Consider the following 16,759-nt stretch of genomic DNA (forward strand, 5'->3'; position numbering starts at 1 on the left):
GAAAAATGAGTTCTATAAATCTTCAAGAAAGCCAACTTTCAGGCTGTGAAACTTATGTTGCAATTGTAGTAGACGAATCGGGTTCTATCAATAGCGATGAAGCACAGCAGATTCGTTCGGGGCTAACTTCATTTATCAATTCTCAGACACAAAGTAAAATCACACTTTCGTTAATCGGAATGTCTAACAGCGATACTGCTGTTAGACTCGATAACGTGATTGAAAAAAGGATTTCAAGCAATAAAGATTCTTTTATAGATTGGATTAATTTATATGGGAATGGCAAAGAAAGCATTCAATCAGATTATTGGGCATCTGGTTTAAATGTAGCTAAAAATCTTCCGGTTGCTCCAGATATCGTTTTTGTAATTACAGACGGTTTGCAGGTTAACAATTCTGATTTCTTAAAAAATCTGTTTACTGATTTGAATCTAACTTCAAAAGTTTTTGTGTACGGAGTTACAAGCTCTCCAAACAATACTGAAGAGCTAACAACTCCTCTTACTAACTTTTTGGGAAGAACGCCAGTTGCAAAAGACAGTACATCTTCTGTCTTAGATTCAGATTACGTAAGAGTTCCTGATTTCAGTACTTTAGGAATTGAATTAAACAAACTTGCTTCTGATTTATCTCTTTTACAAATTGGGTGTTTTCCAAGTGTAAGTATAATTGAGAATAATTTAACATATCCTTCTTTAAAGAAAGGATTTAGAGTTAGTGCATCATGTGGAAATTTAGTTTTAAAAAATAAAAGCCGTGTTCCGTTAACTTTAAGTGCTGGAACAAAAATTCATAACCAAAGAAACTTAAACGGACTTGTTTTTAAGCTTGGTAATTCGGTTACAATTCCTGGGAAATCAGAAGTCGAAGCACCAATTCGAGTTGACGGAAAACCTTTAGCTCTTGGTTCTTTTTCGGCTCTTGTATCGCTAAACAATGTTTTTAATCCTTTAGGAATCAGCATTAATTTCAATGTTAAGAGAGAATCATCAATCATCAATATTTCTTCAGACAAAACAAATCTACAGTCAACTTATTTGCAAGTTGGAACGGCTGGCTCAAGAGGAATTGAAAGTACAAAAGGAATTCATCTTCGCTGGATGTTGGCAGGTAAATTAGGAGAAGAACACCTTCCGAAAGGAGATTTATATACTGATTCTAATTCTAATTTAAGCTTCAATAAACCAGATGACTTTGTTAAAGTTTATAGGGCGCCGTATACAAAAATTAGTCAAAACATAGATTTAACCCGAAATCCTAATGTCGTAGATAATAAAAAAGCACTTTGGATTTACAAAATGGCAAATCCGCAAAGATCTGTTTATGTAAATTTCTTAGATCTCAAAAAATACAAAGCCATTAAAGCTAGCTATGATCCGTTGACTAATCCAACTGCTTTTATGCAGGCTTATGGGAATAGTTTGATCGAAATTGAAACCAAAACAGATTTATTTTTTGCTGTCGAATTAGATTTTTCATCTTCAAACAATTCAAAAAGTGTAAAATTAGAAACGCTATCAGTTGCAGAAAACCAAATCATAGCAGATAAAAGAATTACCAATCGTAAAACCTATACTTCAACACAGCTAAACCAGCCTATTCGTTTAGTTGCAGAAAATGGAAGAAGTATTCGATTTAAAGCAAGCAATTGCCTTTTAAAATCAGTTCAACTTGAATTTTATTCTGATTTTATCACCAATACAAATGCTAATGGAGATTGGTTTTTAAAAGGAAAGTACGGATTAAGCACAGATGATTTTACAGTTTTTGAACAGCTTGAACCAAAACTAAATGCGGTTCATGGAAAATGGCTGAAATTTAACGATGGCGAATATGTAAATATTAAAAATTATAGGGATAAATGGAATAGAATCACTAATGACAACGACATTAGCGACGAAAACATTAAAGAAATTGTCTCTAGATACATCTCTTTAAGCAAGTTATCAGATAATCCGACTGCAGAAGAAGATATTCCACTTGGAGATAAAGTTCCTGTAAATGAGCCTGGACCCGGAGAAGAACAAAAATATGCTCAAAATTTAACCAGAGTATCTTACTTAGATCTTTTAAATATTGCTGCAAACGATTACCATGTTGCCCGCATGTTAGGTTTAGGCTGTTTAGATATTGATGAAGATATTTATTCTGGCGAATACATCTACTTAACAGAATATACCACTTATGGCAGTTTAGAAAAAGGCATTGAAGGAAAAGAAGTGCAGCATCTTTCTATGAGTATTCCAACTTCTATAAACACAGAGCGTATGCCACTTCCTATTCAGTTAAGTAAAATTGTGCCAGGCTTAAATGTGGATTCGGAAGATAATCTAAATGCTAGAATTACAGATTCTGAAGGCTATAGTTTTGATGGAAAGAAAAGATTTGTAAGCTTATTTATGGATGATGTTATGGACTACGATGTTGTAGAGCCTTACTCAGGCAAAGACTTCTTTAAATCATCTTTAGAATATGACGGAAGTGCTTTTACATTTCCAATTTACTTAGGAATCGATCATAAAATTGCCACAGAGCCAACATGGAAAAATCCAGAATTATCGCATGATGTCGAATACAAAAGTATTAATCAAAATCTGAAAGAATCTAAGTATGAAACTGTTCCGATTATTATTCCTAAATCTGGAAAATCAATTTTAAATGCAATTCAGGAAGAAACCGGAGAAAATATTTATATCTATCAAGGATACGGAATTAATATTTTCTCAAGAGCATCATCTGGGCGTCAAATTAGTATTAAATCGAACATTAAACCAGCTAATAATTTAATGCCTCCAAGTAATATTAATGCACTTCTTGTTACCGAAGAAAAACCACTGACGTTTACCTCTTTGTCTGAACAAGAATTATTAGGCAAGATTACCGGAAGTGACAAAACATTGGTTAGAATTATGTTTGACTACTATTCGGCTCAAGAACTTTTAAGTTATTCTGTTCCTAAAGAAATCTCCGTTGAGGATGCTGAGAAAAAGAAAGACACAATTTTTCCTGATAGCGAGGAAATATTTGCAGATCATTTTAAACTGTATTACAAAGACGGGCTTCCAGAAGTTGAATATGGCCAAATTGAAAGCATTGATAACAATTCAGTAAATAATCTGACTTCGATTGTTAAAATAAGAGAATACAAAATTATCAGTAGTGGCCAAGAAGTAAAAATTGGTTTAAACAACACCAACAAAACCAGATTTAATGGAGGAATATTAACTATTGGAGACGAAAACTATTTAATTCAAAACATTCAAGTTCAACTTAAAAAAGATGATAAAAATAATGATGTTTTTGATTATGCTTTGGTTGAAGTATTAAAAAAGGAAGTAACCGACAGGCTTCATGCTGATGGCGATGCGACAATAGATTCTGAACAAATTAAAAACATCCAAATTCCTGAGAACAAATTATGTACACTGGTGCAAAACATGCAGACAGTTGATAATTGGCATCAGCCACAAAGTGATTTTAAAGTTCAATATCCTACTAATTTAAATAATATTCATCGAGAAGTTATTGAACGCAAAAACGAGAATGGAAACAACTTACAAGTAGAAAAAACAAGAGGAGTTTGGAAAGATGCTACAATTGAAAGGCATTTTGAAGTTTCTTACGAAATGGATGATAAGGGAGCTTATAAATTGAATCCAGAAGGTGATCCAATTAAATTGGTTGACAAAAAACATTTAGGATTATACAAAATCATTTTCAAAAACTTTAGTTTAGAACAGCATCCTCAATTCAAATCAGAAAATGGAAATTCTGTTGAATGGTCTAATGGAATTGTGCGATTATTTAGAAAAAGCGCTATACAGCCAGGAAATCCTGTTCCAGTGCAATCAAGGAAAGAGTTTAAAGTTTATAAAACAGAAAACATTGGTACAACAGGAAATTTAGTTTTATACATTGATGATCCTGATTTTAAACTTGGTGATTATGCTTTGCAAACCATGGATGAAAATTACGATGAAATTTTAGGTGCTGTAGATGGTCCACGCGAAGAAAATGAAGCGCCAAGCTATACAGCTGGAACTGTTTCACAAAGTGTAAATTATTATCCAAGTTACAAAGTTTACCTATACGCAGATCCTGTTTCTGGAATCACAGAGCAAAATATTCAGCCACGAGAAAATGAAAGTACGCACTATTCTATTTTCGGAATTAGCACACATTCAAAAACAGAGATTGGCTATAAATCAAAGATTAGTATCCCTAGTCCTATGTATGCTGTCCGTGTTGAAAAACCCAAAAAACCGAAAGAAATTATTGGAGGCAGTTTGTATGCAACTCGTCCTGATTTTTACAATCGTTCTTCGTACACTTTTACAACCAAATATGAAAAAAATCGTAAACCTTATGGATTATTACATTACAGAGCCAATGATGAAGATTTTCTGAACATTTTATACGAACCTGAAACAGTAAGTGTAATTCGCGAACAATTAAACAAATTGGGCGGAAATGATGAAATTGATTTTAACGAAAGATGGAGCGACTTTTTAGACTTTAATAATCTTGCCGACACAGGACATTATAAAATTTTACCTGAGAATGATACTGCAGAAAACTATCAGTTTCCATTGCCTGACAACCAAGAATTCATAAAACTGATTAATGATTTTATTGAATGGCATAATGCGACACAAGGCGTTACAGAACCAACAATAACTAAAATTACATCACTAAATCAAGTTCTAATTTCGCAACAAGTTGAAAAACCAATGTTAGCAGTTTATTTTGTTGAACAAGCCATTCAAGCCGCTTTTGTTCCTTTAACTGAAGTACCTGTTGTATACGATTATATTAAAGGAAATAATTATGTTCCCGTTAATAAAAAACAAACCATTAAAGATAAAAACGGAAATGCTTTAAAACCAACTGATGCCGATTTTGACATTGCACCAATGATTAAAATCATTAACGAAAATGATAACCAAGTCCAATTCACCGATTTTAATTTGGATGGAAACTCACAAAACATTTATTTCTATGCAGTTCGCGAAATGGATATCAAAATGAATTTTGGAGAATTCAGCGACCTTATGGGACCTGTAAAACTGGTTGCTTCTACCCCACCTAAAACACCTGAAATTAAAAGAATTATGCCAATTCTTGGAAATCAAGTTCTAGGAATTAAGCCTGCTGTTCAGATCGAATTAAATGCTTATTTGTCACAATCTAAAATCAAAAAAATAAATGTTTACCGTGCCGAAACCATGCTTGAAGCGCAGTCAACAAGAACAATGAAACTGGTTAAAGAAATTGGGATTGATGAAGATACTTTATCTGCCGATTTTGAAAATGTCTGGACCATTTATGATGATTTTGAAGATTTAGAATATACCCCTTTTGGTGATGCTCTTTTTTACAGAATTACGGTTTCAAAACAAATTGAATATGCAGATTCAGAATCGCCAACAGACAATCCTGTTATAAAAATTGATTATGCGCCATCTCAGCCCTCAAAAATTACGGCAACAACAATTGTAGATACTGTTTCGCCTGAGTCTCCAACATTAAAAGCCTCAGGAATTGCTACAGGAACTAATGGAGCAATTTTAAAACCTATCGTTTTCAACTGGAAAAAAACAGTTTATAATGGCAAATATCATTTATACAAAATGAATAATCAGGGTAACTGGGAAAAAATTCATGAGATTTCTACAAATCTAGAAGAAGTCATTCTGCCTTTACTGGAGACAAAACCAAAAACTGATGAATTGATTATTAAAGATGAAAACGGTAAAAGAGTGTATCATCATTTTAAAATAATCTCTGAAAATTCGTCTGGAATGTTGAGCAATGACGAAAAAATCCTAACTCTTTAAAAACTGACAATACCAATGATACAATTTCATTGGTATTGACTTCAGGTCTTATACAAACATTTAAAAGCAAGAAATAAAACTAAATAAAATGGCAACAAGTAGAAATGACTTTCACAACAAATTCAATAACGGAGATGTTCCTACACACCTTGACTTTGTTGAAATTTTTGACAATTTCGTTCATAAAGACGATGACAAGGCTAATTTTCAAATGGTCGAAACAGGAACAGATAATGAGCATTATATCACACCAGCGCTTTTAAAAGCAGCTTTTCAAAATGCAGGAATCATTGCTGGCAATTGTTATGTACCAATCAAAAATTTTCAAGATGGTTTTACTGGATCATCAATTCAGCTAGATCCAGCACCTATTGCAGACAGCGCTAAAGTATATAAAAATGGTCAATTATTAAAAGAGATTGAAGATTACAATGTAAACAATGACAGTGGTGTAATCACTTTTTCAGCTCCAATCAGCAATCAAAATATCGAAGTAAATTATTGGGCCAAAAATGCAGACACAGAATCAAGTGATCCTAACACTGACCCGATTCTTGGAAGTTTATCTGTACCGTTCAAAGAAAATTTTGACGAGGATACCTTCAATAATGATAAAATTACTCTAACAGAACTTCCTATTAAAGATAGTGTTCGAATCTACAAAAATGGTCAGTTGCTTAGAGAAGGAACAGGCAAAGATTATACTGTAAACTATAACAGCGGGATTATTACATTTTCTGCCGTAGTAAGTAATCGTAATATAGAAGTTGATTACTGGTATAAAAGCACTGTTACTTTATCGGATTTAGAACTAAACTCTAAATATGTTGACTTAACAACACCGCAGACTATTGGCGGGAAAAAAAATTTTGCAGAAACAATTGAAGCAAAAGGTTTTATTAAATCGGGCGGAACCTCTAATCAGTTTTTAATGGCAGACGGTTCTGTTTCAACTTCTCCAGGTTCTGATTATGATGCTGGACATTTTATTAGTACGCTTTCTTCTGGAGGCTACCAAAAATTTAGTAACGGATTAATTCTTCAGTGGGCTTATTTAATCAACAATACAAATAATTATACTTTTCCCTTAACCTGGCCAAACAAAGCTTTAAGCGTTACGGTCTCTACTATAAGAACATCTTCTGGAAGTAGAGGAACCAATCACGTTGCCAATATTACAAGTACAAATTACTATGCAGTTATTGATGGTACTTATGGTTACATGTTCGCAATTGGGTATTAATTAAAATTAAAAAAAATAAAAATTATGTATAAAGCAACATATAACGAAAACGGAGAATACACAGGTTTTTATGTCGAAGGAATTCATGAAAATGTTCCAGAACCAAATATTGAATTAACTGAAGAAGAATGGCAACAAGCATTGTCAAAAAATTATAAAGTAATTGCAGGCAAACATTGCCATTCTCCTTTTGTTCAAAATAAAGAAGAGCTTTTAGCAAACTTAAGAACCACCAGAAATGCACTTTTAATGGATAGTGATTGGACTCAAGTAAAAGATTCACCACTTTCTGAAGAGAAAAAAATGGCATGGAAAAATTATAGACAAAAGCTAAGAGATTTAACTGATTTAGAAGATCCAACTATTGTTGTTTGGCCAACACTTCCCTTATAATTCACCTTTCTTTTTATGGTTTTGAAAAACTTAAAAAATCAATGTTCTTACTAAAATAAATATGGAAGAAAATATAACATACAAGCCTTTTGCTTATATAGACCAATATAATCCCGCAGAAGGAGCAACGGTTTATTATAATACCGAAAAGACCTCAACCGTAAAAAAGAATGATTGTCTCTACGGAACATCTGGAAATCTAGTTACTTTAATTGCTCCTGCCAATAAATTTATTTCGACAGAAAGCGTTGCAGATGCAAACCTGCAAGCTCAATCTTGGTTAGATGCAAATGCACAAGCTTATGCTAATAATACCGGAATTTGTACTATTAGACCTACAGCATGGAGAGGAGAAAACCCTTCTTGTGTGCTAGAACCTGCAACAACATTATTACCTTTTGATTATATGACAATTAGATACAAGTGGGCCTTAGGTGCTGGTCGTGATTTGGATACTTTTACTGGATTTGTCAGTACTGGAACTGAATGGGATAGTAAATACATGGGATTTGGTCATGGACATGGAAATGAATTACCAAATAATAGCACAGCAATGCAATCCTATATTATGTATGCTGGTGACAATAGAAAAGATAATGGAGTCGAAGCCTGTTTAATCAATTTCGACAAACTTCTCTCAGACTACACTACTTTAAAATCAGTTCCAGTTAGGATGGCTACAGCTTGGTTTGGAGAAATCGGAACAGGTAATATCGATGTCGAAATTACAACATACTCTGGAGGAATAATGCAAAAGGTCGATGCTGACTACGATTTTATCAATATCGGAGGTTCGCAAGTACAACAACTTACCTTTTCTAAAAACGTTCCTAAGCCACCTTCATGGATAAATGATATTGATCAAGTAACAAATATTGGATACATAACTTACGATAAAAACACTTCTACAGCGAAGGTTGCAATAACTTATTAAAATATGGAAAATACAGGATATAAATCTTTTGAAACATTAGAAAGATACTATACAGATGATGGTACTGCAACCGGAGAAACTAAACCCAATATAGTTACAGATCCAGATTATATTGCTCCTTTTCTAGATACAACAACTTGTCCACCAGGCTCAAGATTTTATAATACTGCACAGACTAAAACTATAACTAGAAATAATTGTGGTTCTGGATATTCGGGTAGTGATGTCACACTTACAGCCTATCCCAATCAGTTTGTTTCAAATGAAAGTGTATTAGATGCAAATAACCAAGCAATTGCTTGGTTAGAGGCTAATGCTCAGATATATGCTAACAATGTGGGGACATGTACTGCAACAATTTTAGACACTATTCCTCCAACTGCTCCAACAGGATTGAGATGCTATTCTTCAGATGAAAATCATCTAACCTTAGAATGGAATGCATCTACAGATAATGTTGGTGTGGTTCGATACGAAGTTTTTAGAAGAATAAACAATGGCACTTACGGAACTGATCCATATTACGGAACTCCAAACATTACTGGTGTTTTTTATGCCACAATAGATGAAACATATTATTTTAAAGTAAGAGCCAAAGATGCAGCTGGTAATTATTCTCCGTTTAGTTCTGAAATTTCTGGTTCCATATAAACTTCCCATTAGAAATATCAAAGACATAATTTTTGGCTACAGACAAAAAGGTCTATGTGATACATAGACCTTAAAAATCATGAATTAAATACCACAAAAATGAGCACAAATCACAACAGAATAAAAGTGGCTGATTTAGAAACAAATCAACCAAATAAAATTTTAAGCACAAACTCCAGCGGCGAGCTGGAGTTTCGTGATATTAACAGCATCAAAACCGATAGCTATAATGGATTAGACTACAGCGAAGAAGGAAAAGCTCTGGATGCTAGACAGGGGAAAGTTTTAAAGGGCTTAATAGACAATATTAAAGACACTCTCAAAACTTATTTTGACACCATCTACTTAGGAATTTCTAACGATCAAAATGTTTTGGGAATTAAAACATTTCTTAATGGTACATTAGGCATAAGAAATGCCGCAAATACTTTTACCTCTTTTTTTACAAATTCTAATACTACTTCGAGAACTTATACTCTACAAAATAGAAACGGAACTTTGTTAGATAATACTGATTTATCAACTATCAATTCTTCATTAGCGACCAAACAATCTGTTTTTACAGGAATTACAAATTATATTCCTAAGTCTTTAAGTGCAACAACATTAGGTTCTAGCAGATTAATCGATAATGGTATTTCTTTTGGAATAGGAACATCTAAAATCCCAACTAAGGATATTACATTAGGAAATCAATCAACAAAAGAAATTGGTATAGAGCAAAGCACAAACCAAAGTTCAGGTGCAGATTTAACTATTTCAGCTGGAAGAACAATTAATTATGGAATTGATAACGATTTTGTCTCTTTAAATAATCCAAAAGCTACAAATTATGGGATGGCAGTAGATTTACATGGCAACTTATATTTCGTGGGAAATCAAATATGGATCAGATACTTTGACACAAGTATATTTGTAAATGTTGGATTACTAGGTACTCAAGCTGCCCATGGAGGAATTTGTTTTACTCCATCTGGCACATCTTATATTGGTTCTTCAAACGGAAATGTATATCGTCGACTCGTTGGAGAATCTACATATTCAGTTTTCGCATCTAATTTAGGAGATATCAGAGGCTTAGCTTGTGCACCAAATGGAGATGTTTATTTGGCGAATAGAACCCAAATATACAAAATGGTCTCTGGGACCGATGTTTTTTTATCCTGTAATCAAACCATAAGGTCATGGTGGGGATTATGTGTTTCTCCAAACGGAGATGTTTATTGTTGTGAGGATTGGGGTAATGTATATATACAAATTAATGGAAGTACAACATTTGTTCCAGTAGCTTCTGGAAATTTCCGATCAATGTGCGCTTCTCCAAATGGTGATATTTATGGAGCAACAGAGTTTGGACTAATATACAAGAGGACTTCTGGTTCTGGACCATTTATTCTTCAAAATGCTCCTACCGGCGGATGGAGAGCAATGGCTGCCGATGCTAAGGGAAATATATATGCAGGTCTTAGCAATGGCGAGATATACGTTCAAATAAATGATAATCTAGGAGCACCTGATTTACATGGAGGAGCTCTTAATTTTAAGGCAGGCAGTGGTAAAGGAATAGGTCAATCAAGAATTAATTTTATTACAGGCCAAAAAACAACTTCAGGAACTGATATGCAAATTGAAACGGTTAGAGCATATATAGATGAAAATGGATATATGATTTGGGCAAAAATGCCTACATATCCAGATAATGCTTCAGCAATTGCAGGAGGCCTTCCAATTGGGTGCGAATACAAGACTTCTAATGGAGACCGCAGAATAGTTTATTAAAAAAGTATAAAAATGAATACAAATCACAACAGAATAAAAGTCGCTGATCTCGAAACTAGTCAGCCAAATAAAACTTTAGTTACCAATGAAAAAGGCGAATTAACTTTTAATGAAATGCCTGAAAAAACTTTTAAAACAATCAATGGAGAATCAATTTTAGGAAGTGGAAATATCGACTTATCAAACAAACAGGATATTTCGAATCAGATTAATGTAACGTTACCAGCAACTGTTCAAGATACTTGGAATGGTAAAACAGTCAAATTTACTGGTACAGGAACATTAACAATACCTAATTCGTTTATTAATTCAGGAATGTGTTTTGAAGGAATTACCAAAGCTGGCACATCATTAAACTGGTCTATTACTGCTCCAAAAACATTTGAATTTGGAACACCTCCTACAGTAACTGAAAAACAGATATTCACATTTATGCAAAATGAAGGACTGCATTCAATAATGATTTTAGGGCTTTAATTATGGGATTACGAAAAACAATATTTGGAAGGGTAAAATCAAAACCTAATACTTTTATAGGAGGTATTGCAGAAACAATAAATACGCCTGCATTATTAGCTACAAAAATAGGAGTATCTGCTAGCCAAATTAAAAACTTTAAAGTGGTTGGCAATGATATTCAATTTAAAATAAATATAATTTATCAAATACCATCTAATGCTTTTAATGGAAATACTAATATTACGTATTTTAACGATTCAGAAGGATATGTAAAGTCATTAGGAACAAGATCATTCTATAACTGCACTTCCCTATTGGATTTTACTGCAGACAGCTTAGAATCGATAGCCGACTCAGCTTTCTACAATTGCAAATCCATAACAAGCTATAGCTTCCCTAAAGTCACGGCTATTGACAGCCAGTCAATTGGCGCGCTTGGCACATTCAGGAACAATACCTCCCTGCTGTCTTTCCATGCTCCGCTGCTTACCAGCATTACAGGAACCGGAAGATGCTTTGAGGGCGCAAGCAAAATGACGGCCTTCTATGCTCCAAATTTAGCGGGCAGCATTGCTCTAGCAAGCTTTAGCGGATGCGCGGCATTAAATGAATTTACAGTAGGTCCGATTACAAGCATAGGCGGAGGATGCTTTTCTGATTGTTCTTCTCTGACTTCTCTGACTTTCAATAGCCTGAATGCATTAACGGGAGTAAACACATTTAGCAACTGCTCAGGCTTAAAATATTTTTCAGCAAACAGCCTAAAAGATACTCCCGCCGGAACTTTTATAGGCTGCATCAGCTTGGAAAATGTGTATATAGCCTCATCAGTGTCTATTCCTTCCAACTGCTTTCACAGTTTTGACAAACTGAAAAGCATAGATATTTCATCAGTCAAAACAATAGCCAGCAGAGCGTTCTATAACTGCACTTCCCTATTGGATTTTACTGCAGACAGCTTAGAATCGATAGCCGACTCAGCTTTCTACAATTGCAAATCCATAACAAGCTATAGCTTCCCTAAGGTTACGGCTATTGACAGCCAGTCAAATATTTCGCTTGGCACATTCAGAAACAACACCTCTCTGCTGACCTTCCATGCTCCGCTGCTTACCAGCATTACAGGAACCGGAAGATGCTTTGAGGGCACAAGCAAAATGACGGCCTTCTATGCTCCAAATTTAGCGGGCAGCATTGCTTTAGCAAGCTTTAGCGGATGCGCGGCATTAAATGAATTTACAGTAGGTCCGATTACAAGCATAGGCGGAGGATGCTTTTCAGATTGCCCTTCTCTGACTTCTTTAATTCTTAATCATGTAACGTCAATTGGAACAAATGCCTTTTATAATTGTACCGGCATTAATAATATAAGTCTTCGAGCTTTAACTATCTGTGGTGATACCACAACAAACAACAATGTATTTTTTGGAATCAAATTGGGTTGTAATATAACTGTACCTGTCGCCTTACAGACCGCAAACGCAGGAGCACCAGATGGTGATTTAGTTTATGCTCAAACTTCTAGAAATGCAATTATAAATTATATATAAAAACAAACTATTCTAATTTGATGATAATTAAATCTTCTTTAGATTGTGATGTTGACGATTCTTATAAATAAACAAATGTTTTTCTCTTTCCTAGCAACTTAAAGAAAAAGCACTCAAAATATATAAAATGATGGGGGAGCTAACAAAATTTGATAGTTTATATAGATAATTAAAATAAAAAGATAATGCACAATAGATAAAAGCCTTTCGATTCTAATGACTCTCATTTCTTAGAATTCTTAAGATGTTATTTTAACATCTTAAGAATTTAAACCTCGACTGAAATTTGACCATGTTTTATTCAAAAATAAAAAATAACAAGCATTAATAACAATTACAAATCAAAATTAATGAGCACAAATCATAATAGAATAAAAGTCGCCGATTTAGAGACAAATCAGCCTGATAAAATTTTAAAAACAAACGAAAATGGAGAACTAGAGTTCAGTGATATCTCTGAAAAAGAATCTGATCCTGTCTCCGCAACAACTGCTGGTATTGTTAACAATACTGCATTACAAGAATTAGGAGGTGCAGATAAGACAATTAATGGCATTAGGATAGGAATCGGTGGAGGCAATCTAATCCAAAATACGGCTCTTGGACGAAATACACTACTTTATAATACAACTGGACAATTTAATACTGGTGTCGGAAGAAATACTTTAGTTTTTAATACCACGGGATCTTATAATACAGCGGTCGGTTACGGTGTTTTGAATTTAAATACGACTGGACAGCGAAATACAGCTATAGGATCTAGAGCTCTAAGTAGCAATACAACAGGATCATTTAATACAGTTCTAGGAGAAGGGGCAGGAGCACTTCAAACTACAGCCAACAATAACATATTATTTGGATTTCAAGCTGGTAGAGCTATTACTACAGGAAGTAATAATCTATTGATAGAAAATACAATTAATGATGGCGTGACAACCGGAAATAAAAACATAATACTAAATCCTTTAAGTACAGGCGTTACTGGCATTCATACCGGAAATAATAATACCTTGATTGGAGGACTAATTGGTTTAACTGATCTCAGTGACCATATAATTATTGCCACAGGAACTGGAGCTATGGGGTATATTAGTGACAATACAGGTTTAACACGAGTCCCTAGACAGACCAATTCTTTAATAGCAGGTGACACAACAGGAAAAGCTATAATCACAAAAGAGTATCTAGCTACTAGTTTACCTTCCTTGACAACAACAAATGTTGCTCCAACTTCTGCCACAGCAACAGGAGTTAAAGGAGATATTAGAATAGACAATGATTATGTTTATATTTGTGTAAATACCAACACTTGGAAAAGAAGTGCATTAACAACTTGGTAGATTAAACAACTATTTTTAAAACTTAAAAACAAATCTAAAATCAAAGCCAGCATCAGATGACAAAAAAGTAGCCTTATGCTGGCTTTATTATTAGAAAATAAATGAAAAGATTATGCAAAAGCAATCTTTTTTAAAATACTTACTTCTTAAACTTCCCAATTCCACTCTGCAACCATTTATAATACTCCTCAATATTCGGATTATAAGCTGACGGCTCTGTCAAGTTCACACTATTATGATCTACAATTACATAAAACGGCTGTGCATTTGCTTTGTAGGTTTTAATTTGTAAATCGCTCCATTTATTGCCGATTGTTTTAATCTTTTTTCCTGTTGTTTCAGAAACGTATTGTTCGGTTTCTGGAAGCTCTTTTTTATCATCAACATACAATGAAATCAAAACCACATCGTTATTTAAAACCCCTAAAACTTTTGGATCTGACCAAACCAATTCTTCCATTTTTCGGCAGTTTACACAAGCATAACCTGTGAAATCTAATAAGACTGGTTTACCGACTTTTTTAGCATATTCCATTCCTTTATTATAATCATGAAACGTAATAATATTTTGCGGGCCGTGCTCTGCTCCTTCTGGCAAAGAACCTGTAGTTTTTAATTCTGAATTACTCGAAACTCCCAATCCTTTTGGTGATTCACTGTATTGCATTGGAGGAGGAAATCCGCTAATTAATTTTAATGGAGCGCCCCAAAGTCCTGGAATCAGATAAATCGTAAAACTCAAAACGATTAATCCAAAACCTAATCTTCCAACTGAAATATGATTTAAAGGAGAATCATGTGGCAACGTAATTTTTCCGAATAGATAAAAAGCCAGCATTCCGAAAACGGCAATCCAAATCGCAAGAAAAATTTCTCTTTCTAGCCAATGCAATTGCAGAACTAAATCGGCATTCGATAAAAATTTGAAAGCCAGAGCTAATTCTAAAAATCCTAAAACTACTTTTACCGTATTCAGCCACCCGCCCGATTTTGGCAAAGCATTCAGCCAGCCTGGGAAAGCAGCAAATAATGAAAACGGTAATGCAATTGCAATTGAGAAACCTAACATTCCAACAATTGGTGCGATTCCGCCTTTTGAAGCGGCTTCAACCAATAAAGTTCCTACAATTGGTCCTGTGCACGAAAATGATACAATCGCTAAAGCCAAAGCCATAAAGAAAATCCCAATCAGTCCTCCTCTATCGGCTTGCGAATCTACTTTGTTGGCTAATGAACTTGGCAGTACAATTTCGAAAGCGCCCAAAAACGAACAAGCAAAAACAACCAATAAAATAAAGAAAATCAGATTGAACCAAACATTGGTTGAAAGCGCGTTTAACGAATCGGCACCAAAAACTGCTGTTACGATTGAACCCAATAACACATAAATAATTACGATTGAAATTCCGTAAATCATGGCATTTTTAATTCCTGCCGCTTTGCTTTTACTTTGTTTTGTAAAAAAACTTACTGTCATCGGAATCATTGGAAAAACACAAGGCGTCAACAATGCAGCAAATCCAGATAAAAATGCTAAAATAAAAATCGTCAGCAATCCTCTAGATTCGGTTTTCTTTGGTGAGCTGGTAATTTCTTGTTTCAATATTTTTTCTTCTGTCTGAGAAACCGATTTTTCTTCTTTAGTTACAGAATCTGTTTTTACGACTGCAGTTTCTTCGGCAGACGCCAATTTCTTTTCTTTCGGAATTTTAAAAGTTAATTCTTCTGTAGAAGGTGGCAAGCAATTACTATCGTCGCAAACCATAAAATCGACCTCGGCAGCAACATCTGAAATATCGTCTGAAATGAATTTAATTTTTTGCGTGAAAAGTGCTTGATCTTCAAAATATTTAATTTTCATATCGAAGATTTTATCAACTGTTTCGTGTCCTTTATCTTCGGTTGTTTTTCCGATTAATTCGAATTTTTTCGGTTGATTTTTAAAAGTAAAAGCCGTTGGCGAAGGTCCGCCTTCTTCGATATATTGTCCGTATAAATGCCAGCCGGATTGTATTTTCGCTTGGGCTTTTAAAATATATTCTTTATCTGAAATTTTTTCTACAGTTGTCGTCCATTTTACCGGATTATATATTTGTCCGAACATGGAAAACGAGATCAATAACAGAAATGCAATTATTGTATTTTTCATTTGTTTTTGGTTTAATTTTTTGAAAAAAAAGAGCTGTCGGCAAAACAGCTCTTTTGGTCTTTCACCGAAAATGGCTTACTAATTCAGATTCTAAAATGAAATAATGAAAGACGACTATTAAAAATTGTTGATTTTAGATTGCAGATTTTAGATTTAGCAACAAACTTTGTCAAAGTTTAAAACTTTGACAAAGTTGAATTATCGAGACTGAATACTAAAAACTACTTCAACGGATTCCCATCTTTAGTTAGAGAACCCGATTTGATAATGATCATTTTATCCAACTGAATGTATTTCTTAATGGCATCGTTTACTTGCCGTAAAGTTGCTTTTTCGATATCTTTTGGATATTGATCGATATAATTTGGTTCTAAACCTCTTTCGATAAAACTTAAAATCGTTCTTGCCATTCCGCTTGTGGTTG

11 protein-coding genes are annotated in these 16,759 nt (G+C 34.0%); 9 read left to right on the plus strand and 2 right to left on the minus strand.

Annotated elements, in window-relative coordinates; genetic code table 11:
* Window positions 1-5 precede the first annotated feature (5 nt).
* The 9 genes from B3J44_RS20175 to B3J44_RS20215 all read left to right on the plus strand — a co-directional run bounded on the left by B3J44_RS20175 (window position 6) and on the right by B3J44_RS20215 (window position 14,186).
* A complete protein-coding gene (locus tag B3J44_RS20175) occupies window positions 6-5,837 on the plus strand; it encodes a hypothetical protein (protein WP_286971076.1) in 5,832 nt (1,943 codons plus the stop codon).
* An 88-nt stretch (window positions 5,838-5,925) separates the two neighbouring features.
* Complete coding sequence (locus B3J44_RS20180) at window positions 5,926-7,080, plus strand: gp53-like domain-containing protein (protein WP_286971078.1); 1,155 nt, start codon at window positions 5,926-5,928, stop codon at window positions 7,078-7,080.
* Window positions 7,081-7,104: 24 nt separating this feature from the next.
* Window positions 7,105-7,473 carry a tail fiber assembly protein gene (locus B3J44_RS20185; RefSeq protein WP_286971080.1) on the plus strand — a complete coding sequence of 123 codons (369 nt, stop codon included), beginning with the start codon at window positions 7,105-7,107 and terminating at the stop codon, window positions 7,471-7,473.
* Between the two features lie 61 nt (window positions 7,474-7,534).
* Window positions 7,535-8,407, plus strand: coding sequence for a DUF5977 domain-containing protein (locus tag B3J44_RS20190; RefSeq protein WP_286971082.1), 873 nt, complete (start codon window positions 7,535-7,537; stop codon window positions 8,405-8,407).
* A gap of 3 nt (window positions 8,408-8,410) precedes the next feature.
* Window positions 8,411-9,058, plus strand: a complete 648-nt coding sequence (locus B3J44_RS20195; RefSeq protein ID WP_286971084.1) for a DUF5977 domain-containing protein — start codon at window positions 8,411-8,413, stop codon at window positions 9,056-9,058.
* A gap of 99 nt (window positions 9,059-9,157) precedes the next feature.
* Window positions 9,158-10,837, plus strand: coding sequence for a hypothetical protein (locus B3J44_RS20200; RefSeq protein WP_286971085.1), 1,680 nt, complete (start codon window positions 9,158-9,160; stop codon window positions 10,835-10,837).
* A gap of 12 nt (window positions 10,838-10,849) precedes the next feature.
* Window positions 10,850-11,314, plus strand: coding sequence for a hypothetical protein (locus B3J44_RS20205; RefSeq protein ID WP_286971087.1), 465 nt, complete (start codon window positions 10,850-10,852; stop codon window positions 11,312-11,314).
* Between the two features lie 2 nt (window positions 11,315-11,316).
* The gene (locus tag B3J44_RS20210) at window positions 11,317-12,846 is read left to right on the plus strand and encodes a leucine-rich repeat domain-containing protein (RefSeq protein ID WP_286971089.1); all 1,530 of its coding nucleotides are present in this window, start codon (window positions 11,317-11,319) and stop codon (window positions 12,844-12,846) included.
* Between the two features lie 350 nt (window positions 12,847-13,196).
* Window positions 13,197-14,186: a hypothetical protein gene (locus tag B3J44_RS20215; protein WP_286971091.1), complete on the plus strand. Its 990-nt coding sequence runs from the start codon at window positions 13,197-13,199 to the stop codon at window positions 14,184-14,186.
* 139 nt (window positions 14,187-14,325) lie between these two features.
* Here the strand turns inward: B3J44_RS20215 and B3J44_RS20220 are convergent, their stop codons facing one another.
* Window positions 14,326-16,335 carry a protein-disulfide reductase DsbD family protein gene (locus tag B3J44_RS20220; RefSeq protein WP_286971093.1) on the minus strand — a complete coding sequence of 670 codons (2,010 nt, stop codon included), beginning with the start codon at window positions 16,333-16,335 and terminating at the stop codon, window positions 14,326-14,328.
* A gap of 221 nt (window positions 16,336-16,556) precedes the next feature.
* On the minus strand, window positions 16,557-16,759 hold a 203-nt coding region (locus B3J44_RS20225; protein WP_286971094.1), incomplete at its 5' end, for a hypothetical protein.

Origin of the sequence: Flavobacterium sp. UBA4854 (genome assembly GCF_002399805.1) — a bacterium.
GTDB lineage: Bacteria > Bacteroidota > Bacteroidia > Flavobacteriales > Flavobacteriaceae > Flavobacterium > Flavobacterium ginsengisoli.

Bases quoted from the DNA above. Each gene is read 5' to 3' on its own strand.
- B3J44_RS20175 (WP_286971076.1), top strand. From the start codon at position 6: ATGAGTTCTATAAATCTTCAAGAAAGCCAACTTTCAGGCTGTGAAACT.
- B3J44_RS20200 (WP_286971085.1), top strand. From the start codon at position 9,158: ATGAGCACAAATCACAACAGAATAAAAGTGGCTGATTTAGAAACAAAT.
- B3J44_RS20205 (WP_286971087.1), top strand. From the start codon at position 10,850: ATGAATACAAATCACAACAGAATAAAAGTCGCTGATCTCGAAACTAGT.
- B3J44_RS20185 (WP_286971080.1), top strand. From the start codon at position 7,105: ATGTATAAAGCAACATATAACGAAAACGGAGAATACACAGGTTTTTAT.
- B3J44_RS20220 (WP_286971093.1), bottom strand. From the start codon at position 16,335: ATGAAAAATACAATAATTGCATTTCTGTTATTGATCTCGTTTTCCATG.
- B3J44_RS20210 (WP_286971089.1), top strand. From the start codon at position 11,317: ATGGGATTACGAAAAACAATATTTGGAAGGGTAAAATCAAAACCTAAT.
- B3J44_RS20195 (WP_286971084.1), top strand. From the start codon at position 8,411: ATGGAAAATACAGGATATAAATCTTTTGAAACATTAGAAAGATACTAT.
- B3J44_RS20180 (WP_286971078.1), top strand. From the start codon at position 5,926: ATGGCAACAAGTAGAAATGACTTTCACAACAAATTCAATAACGGAGAT.
- B3J44_RS20190 (WP_286971082.1), top strand. From the start codon at position 7,535: ATGGAAGAAAATATAACATACAAGCCTTTTGCTTATATAGACCAATAT.
- B3J44_RS20215 (WP_286971091.1), top strand. From the start codon at position 13,197: ATGAGCACAAATCATAATAGAATAAAAGTCGCCGATTTAGAGACAAAT.